Below are 6953 nucleotides of genomic sequence, written 5' to 3' on the forward strand. Positions count from 1 at the left end.
GGTGGCCGTCGGCGGGCGGCGGCCGGCCCGGCGGCGCAGCACCCGGCGCGGCCGGGTCGCCTGCTTGAGCCGTTCCTCACCGGCGTGCGCGAGGATGTCCCGCTGGAAGAGCGCGGCCTGCATCTTGGCCGCGATCTGCCGCTGCTCGCTGGCGATGGCGGCCTCGCGGGCCTTCATCTCCGCGATGGACCGCTCGATCTCCGCCAGGTGCTCGACCCACTGTGGCTGGTCCGCGCCGCAGTGCGGGCAGCGGACGGCCGGCTTGATCTCCTGGCCGCACGAGGAGCACTGAAAGGTCGCCACGACACCCCTCCACCCGCACTGTGGACTCCCACTGTCGCAGCATGCCGAAAGCCGGCGCGGAATTCGACCGTTGTCGGCGGGTCCGGGGTGAACAACGAGACGACCGGCCGTGGAGCGCGCTCCACGGCCGGTCGTCGGCGTCGAGGGGGACGGTCAGGGGCGGCCCATTCCGCGGTACTCCCAGCCGGCCTGCGTCCACAGTGCCGAGTCCAGGCAGTTGCGGCCGTCGACCACCTTCCGGCCGGCGACCAGGTCGCCGAGGGCGACCGGGTCGGCGTTGCGGAAGTCGGCCCACTCGGTGAGCACGCAGACCAGGTCGGCGCCGGTCACCGCCGCGTTGATGCTGCCTTCGTAGGTCAGCTCGGGCACGGCGCGGCGGGCGTTCTCGGTGCCCTGCGGGTCGTAGACGTGTACGTCGGCGCCGGCCTTGTGCAGCAGCGCGGCGACGGCGAGCGCGGGCGCGTCGCGTACGTCGTCGGTGTTGGGCTTGAAGGTGGCGCCGAGCACGGCGATCCGGGTGCCGGACAGGTCCGGGCCGGCCGGGCCGGAGCGGCGGCCGAGCAGGTCGGCGGAGAGCTGGAGCACCCGGGTGCGGCGGCGCAGGTTGATCAGGTCGACCTCGTGCAGGAAGCGCAGCGCCTCGCCGGCGCCGAGCTCCTGGGCGCGAGCCTGGAAGGCGCGGATGTCCTTGGGCAGGCAGGCGCCGCCGAAGCCGAGCCCGGCCTGGAGGAACCGGTTGCCGATCCGGGGGTCGTAGCCGATGGCCCGGGCGAGCTGGGTGACGTCACCGCCGGCGGCCTCGCAGACCTCGGCCATCGCGTTGATGAAGGAGATCTTGGTGGCCAGGAAGGCGTTCGCGGCGACCTTGACCAGCTCGGCGGTGGCGAAGTCGGTGACCACCAGCGGTACCTCGCGGTCCTCGGTGGCGGCCAGGTCGAAGACCCCCTTGTGGGCGGCGTAGAGCATGCCGTTCGCCCACTCGCTCTTGACTCCCACCACGATTCGGTTGGGCCGCAGCACGTCGTCGACGGCGAAGCCCTCCTGGAGGAACTCCGGGCTCCAGGCCACCTCGACGCCGAGATCGGCCGGGGTGTGCTTGCCGACCAGCTGCTCCACCCACTCGGCGGTGCCCACCGGCACGGTGGACTTGCCGACGATCAGCGCCTTGCGGGTCAGGTGCTGGGCCAGGCTGGTGACCGACGCCTCGACGTACGACAGGTCGGCGCCCATGCCGTCGGCCCGCTGGGGGGTGCCGACGCAGATGAAGTGCACGTCGCCGAAGTCGGCGGTCTCGGCGATGTCGGTGCTGAACCGCAGCCGCCCGGCGGCCAGGTTGCGCTTGAGCAGCTCGTCCAGGCCCGGCTCGTGGATCGGCACCTCACCGGCGTTGAGCATGGCGATCTTGTCGGCGTCGACGTCGAAGCCGAGCACCTCGTAGCCCAGTTCGGCGTAGCAGATGGCGTACGTCGCACCGAGGTAGCCGGTGCCGAGGAAGGTGACCCGCGGCCGCTGCGCGCCCGACGGGGGCGTCACCGCCGCGATGGCGGGCATCGGCTGGGTGTTCGGGTACGGGATCGTCACGCCTGTCTTCTCCGCTCGCACTGGCGGCGCGTCGTCGCGTCGCATTCTGCTGCGGCGCCTGGCCGGGCACCGGAGGGGGTGGCTCTCTGTCCGTCATCCATCATCGCCCACCGACATCGGTGCCCTGTCATGCCCGGGCCTACGCGCCGGTAACATCAGCCGAACTGTGGTCGTTATCCTTCAGTCTGCGCGGTCGGCGGTCAGGAGACGCTACAGACTGCGCATGATAGCGGTGAAGGGGAGGGCCGACATGGCCGCAGAACAGTCGTTCGACGTCTACCGGTTGCCGGAGGAGCACGAGGCGATCCGGGAGGCGGTCCGTGAGGTCTGTGCGGCAAAGGTGGCTCCGCACGCCGCCGAGGCCGACGAGACAGGTGAGTTCCCCAAGGCGTCCTACGACGCGCTGCGGGCCGCCGACTTCCATGCCCCGCACATCCCCGTCGAGTACGGCGGTGCGGGCGCCGACGCCCTGGCCACGGCCATCGTGATCGAGGAGGTCGCCCGTGCCTGCGCGTCGTCCTCGCTGATCCCCGCGGTCAACAAGCTCGGCACCATGCCGGTGCTGCTGGCCGGCTCCGAGGAGCTCAAGCGCCGCTACCTGACCCAGGTCGCCGCCGGCGAGGCGATGTTCTCGTACTGCCTGTCGGAGCCGGAGGCGGGCAGCGACGCCGCCTCGATGACCACCCGCGCCGTACGTGACGGTGACCACTGGGTGCTCAACGGCGTGAAGCGGTGGATCACCAACGCCGGCGTCTCGGAGTTCTACACCGTTTTCGCGGTCACCGACCCGGCCGCCCGGTCCCGGGGCATCTCCGCCTTCGTGGTCGAGAAGTCGGACCCCGGGGTCAGCTTCGGCGCGCCGGAGAAGAAGCTCGGCATCAAGGGCTCGCCGACCCGCGAGGTCTACCTGGACACCGTCCGCATCCCGGCGGACCGCATGATCGGCGCCGAGGGGAGCGGCTTCGCCACCGCGATGCGCACCCTGGACCACACCCGGGTCACCATCGCCGCGCAGGCCGTCGGCATCGCCCAGGGCGCGCTCGACTACGCCAGGGGTTACGTCCAGGAGCGCAAGCAGTTCGGCAAGCCGGTCGCCGACTTTCAGGGCATCCAGTTCATGCTCGCCGACATGGGCATGAAGCTGGAGGCGGCCCGGCAGTTGACGTACGCGGCGGCCGGCAAGTCCGAGCGGGGGGACGCCGACCTGACCTACTTCGGCGCGGCGGCGAAGTGCTTCGCCTCGGACGCCGCCATGGAGATCACCACCGACGCGGTGCAGCTGCTCGGCGGCTACGGCTACACCCGCGACTACCCGGTGGAGCGGATGATGCGGGACGCCAAGATCACCCAGATCTACGAGGGCACCAACCAGGTGCAGCGCATCGTGATGGCCCGCCAGCTGCTCAAGGGCTGACGGGTCGGCGGGCGGGCCGGCTCTCCCCGGCCCGCCCGCGGTTCATCGGATCCCGGTCGTGTCCTCCGGCCGGTTGGTGCGCGGGGGCGCCGACCAGGGCGACTCGCCACTGGTCCGCCTGGGCAGCGGCTCGGTCGGGGTCGGGTCCGGGTCCGGGTAGCCCAGGGTCGGTGGGCCGGTGTCCCGGTCCGTCGAGTCGGTCGGCGGCCAGTCGGTCAGCGTGAAGTCGCTCTTCGTCGGGCCGTGCGCCGAGGTCAGCTCCGCCTCGGCCGCGGGCTTCGGCCACCGGCGCCAGCGCTGCCCACTGAAGGTGGCCACCAGCAGCAGCAGGCCGATCAGGAAGAGTGTGCCGTTCTCCACCGGCAGGTCGAGGGGCAGCGGGTCCCCGAAGACCCGCCCGCCGTCCGGGATGCGGTCCCGCACCGTGAACGGCGCGACGAACATCCCCACGTACGGGGCGGTGAGCAGCAGCCCGGCCACCAGCGGGCCGAGCGGTGAGATGCGCAGCGTGCCGAGCAGACCGAGCAGGACGCCGCCGACGGCCAGGTAGACGGCCGGCTCGATGAGATTGGCCGAGTTGAATGTGCCGATCTCCACCCAACGGTCGACGGTGCGGGTCGAACCGTCCTGCCCGAGGGCGACCAGCACCCAGGTGACGGGCGCCACCACCAACCCGGCGAGGAAGCTCCAGAGATGTCGCATCCGCGCACCGTACCGTTTTCGCCATGACAGATCACCCCTCCGCTGTCCCGGCCGGCAAGCCCACCTCGTACTCGCGGGTCACGCTGAGCCGGATCATGACCGCCGTCGACGTCAACCTGTACGGCACCGTGCACGGTGGTGTGTTGATGAAGTTCGTCGACGACGTGGCGGGCGCGGCGGCGGCCCGGCACAGCGGCGGTACGGCGGTCACCGCGGCGATCGACGAGATCGTCTTCTCCGAGGCGGTCCGGGTGGGTGACCTGGTCCACGCCCACGCCCAGGTCAACTGGACCGGGCAGACCTCGATGGAAGTCGGGGTCCGGGTGGTTGCCGAGCGGTGGGACTCGGCCGAGGACGAGGCGGTCCGGGTGGCCACCGCGTACCTCGTCTTCGTCGGGGTGGACGTCGGCGGCGCGCCGCGCGCGGTGCGGCCGGTGCTGCCGGAGACCCCGGAGGACGAGCGCCGGTTCCGGGAGGCGGAGATCCGCCGGGCGCACCGGCTCGCCCGCCGCCGCGCCATCCAGGCCCACCGCGCCGGCTGACGGGCCGCCCCGCCCGCGCCGCTGTCTGCGCCGCGCGCCGCTCTGTGCCGTGCCGCGACGCTCCCTGTGCCGCGCCGCCGCCCGGCAGCCGGCGCGCGCTCTGCCGGGCCGACCCACACCGGCGCCGGGCCGGGCGTGTGGGCCGGCCATGCCCCCTGACCGGCACCCGGTGCGGAGAATGGCGCTTCGAGGTAGGGCAAGATGGCGCCACGGCCCATGCACAGTGTCGTGCCAGGGCCTGAGGGAGGGGTGGAGCAGTGGGTGACGTGCTGTGGAGGCCGCCGGCGGACGTACGCGAGCGGTCCCGGATCGGGAGCTACCTGCGCTGGCTGCGGGAGCACCGGGGGCTGGACTTCGCCGACTACGACGAGCTGTGGCGCTGGTCGGTCACCGACCTTGACGCGTTCTGGCGGTCCGTCTGGGACCACTTCGAGGTGGTCGCGCACACCCCGCCGACCGCGACGCTGGCCGACCGGGGGATGCCGGGCGCCCGCTGGTTCCCCGGCGCCACCCTCAACTACGCCGAGAACGTGCTGCGGATGCCCGGTCGGGCCGACGACGACCCGGTGGTGATCGCGCACGGCCAGAGCCGGCCGCCGGTCACGCTGACCGCCGCGCAGCTGCGGGAGCAGGTCCGCCGGGTGGCGGCCGGGTTGCGCCGGCTCGGCGTCACCGCCGGAGACCGGGTGGCCGGGTACGCACCGAACATCCCGGAGACCTACGTGCTGCTGCTCGCCACCAGCAGCCTCGGCGCGATCTTCTCCTCCTGCGCACCCGAGTTCGGCACCCGCAGCGTCACCGACCGGTGGCGGCAGATCGAGCCGAAGGTGCTGGTGGCCGTGGACGGCTACCGGTACGGCGACAAGCCGGTCGACCGGCGGGGCGAGGTGGCCGCCATCCGGGCCGCCCTGCCGTCGCTGGCGCACACCGTCGGCATCGGGTACCTCGACCCGGCCGGCCCGCCACCGGAGGGAGCGCTGACCTGGGACGAGCTGGCCGCGGACACGGACGAGCCGCTCACCTTCACCCCGGTCGCCTTCGACCATCCGCTCTACGTGCTCTACTCCTCCGGCACCACCGGGCTGCCCAAGCCGATCGTGCACGGCCACGGCGGCATCCTGCTGGAGCACCTGAAGATGCTGGCCCTGCACCACGACCTCGGCCCGGCCGACCGGTTCTTCTGGTTCACCACCACCGGCTGGATGATGTGGAACTTCCTGGTCTCCGGGCCGGCGGTGGGCGCGACGATCGTGCTGTTCGACGGCAACCCGGGCCACCCCGACCTGGGCGCCCTGTGGCGGCTGGCGGAGCGGACCGGCACGACGTACTTCGGCACCTCCGCGCCGTTCCTGCTGGCCTGCCGCAAGGCTGGGCTGGCGCCGCGGGAGGTCGCCGACCTCTCCGCCCTGCGCGGGCTCGGCTCCACCGGCGCGCCGCTGCCCGCCGAGGGCTTCACCTGGGTGTACGAGGCGGTCGGCGGCGGCCTGCAGCTCCAGTCCCTCTCCGGCGGCACCGACGTGTGTACCGGCTTCGTGGGTGGGGTGCCGCTGCTGCCGGTGCACGCCGGGGAGATCACCTGCCGGGCGCTGGGCGCCAAGGTGGAGGCCCGCTCGGGCGACGGCACCCCGGTCATCGGCGAGCTGGGTGAGCTGGTCATCACCGAGCCGATGCCGAGCATGCCGGTGGGCTTCTGGAACGACCCGGACGGCACCCGCTACCGCGAGGCGTACTTCGACGTCTACCCGGGGATCTGGCGGCACGGTGACTGGATCACGATCAACGAGCACGGCGGCTGCGTGATCACGGGCCGTTCCGACGCCACCCTCAACCGGGGCGGCGTGCGGCTCGGCACCGCCGAGTTCTACTCGGTGGTCGAAGGGCTGGACGAGGTCGTCGACTCGGTCGTCGTGCACCTAGAGGACGACGAGGGCGGCGCCGGGGAGCTGCTGCTCTTCGTGGTGCTCGCCGATGGTCTGGACCTGGACGACGCGCTGCGCGCGAAGATCTGCCGGGAGCTGCGCACGGCGCTCTCGCCCCGGCACGTGCCCGACGAGATCCACCACGTACGCGCGGTGCCGCGCACCCTGTCGGCCAAGAAGCTGGAGGTGCCGGTGAAGAAGATCCTCACCGGCACCCCGGTGGACCGCGCCGCCGCGACGGGCGCCCTCGCCAACCCGGAGTCCCTGACCGCGTTCGCGGCCCTCGCCCAGCGCCGCGCCGCCGAGGACCACCCCACCCCGGCCTGACCCGACCGGTCGTGTCGATCATGCAGTTGTGATGGCGGAACGTGGCGATATGCCCCTCGGTGGGGCACCACAACCCCATGATCGGCATCAGGTGAGGGTGTGGGTGACCTTTTCCGTGGCACGGCGGTGGGGGAGGGCCGCGAACGCGGTCAGGGACTCCGGGTT

Annotated in this window: 6 protein-coding genes; 3 read left to right on the forward strand and 3 right to left on the reverse strand. The window is 72.4% G+C overall.

Features of this window, described 5'->3' with window-relative positions:
- Both C1I99_RS27405 and C1I99_RS27410 read right to left on the reverse strand, forming a co-directional pair.
- A partial coding sequence (locus C1I99_RS27405; protein WP_146604067.1) for a hypothetical protein occupies positions 1-303 on the reverse strand: 303 nt, incomplete at its 3' end.
- 153 nt (positions 304-456) lie between these two features.
- Complete coding sequence (locus C1I99_RS27410) at positions 457-1884, reverse strand: UDP-glucose dehydrogenase family protein (RefSeq protein ID WP_111137103.1); 1428 nt, start codon at positions 1882-1884, stop codon at positions 457-459.
- Positions 1885-2134: 250 nt separating this feature from the next.
- On the opposite strand from C1I99_RS27410, the gene C1I99_RS27415 reads away from it, so the two are divergent.
- On the forward strand, positions 2135-3298 hold the full coding sequence (locus C1I99_RS27415) for an acyl-CoA dehydrogenase family protein (protein WP_111137104.1): 1164 nt from the start codon (positions 2135-2137) through the stop codon (positions 3296-3298).
- A gap of 42 nt (positions 3299-3340) precedes the next feature.
- Here C1I99_RS27415 and C1I99_RS27420 read toward each other — a convergent pair whose 3' ends face one another.
- The gene (locus tag C1I99_RS27420) at positions 3341-4000 is read right to left on the reverse strand and encodes a hypothetical protein (protein ID WP_111137105.1); all 660 of its coding nucleotides are present in this window, start codon (positions 3998-4000) and stop codon (positions 3341-3343) included.
- 23 nt (positions 4001-4023) lie between these two features.
- Here C1I99_RS27420 and C1I99_RS27425 point away from each other — a divergent pair, with 23 nt between their 5' ends.
- Together C1I99_RS27425 and C1I99_RS27430 are read left to right on the forward strand one after the other, a co-directional pair.
- Entirely contained in the window at positions 4024-4542 is a 519-nt protein-coding gene (locus C1I99_RS27425) for an acyl-CoA thioesterase (RefSeq protein WP_111137106.1), read from the forward strand.
- Between the two features lie 257 nt (positions 4543-4799).
- A complete protein-coding gene (locus C1I99_RS27430; protein WP_111137107.1) occupies positions 4800-6788 on the forward strand; it encodes an acetoacetate--CoA ligase in 1989 nt (662 codons plus the stop codon).
- The last annotated feature ends 165 nt before the right edge of the window (positions 6789-6953 follow it).

Origin of the sequence: Micromonospora deserti, assembly GCF_003236335.1 — a bacterium.
Lineage (GTDB): Bacteria > Actinomycetota > Actinomycetes > Mycobacteriales > Micromonosporaceae > Micromonospora > Micromonospora deserti.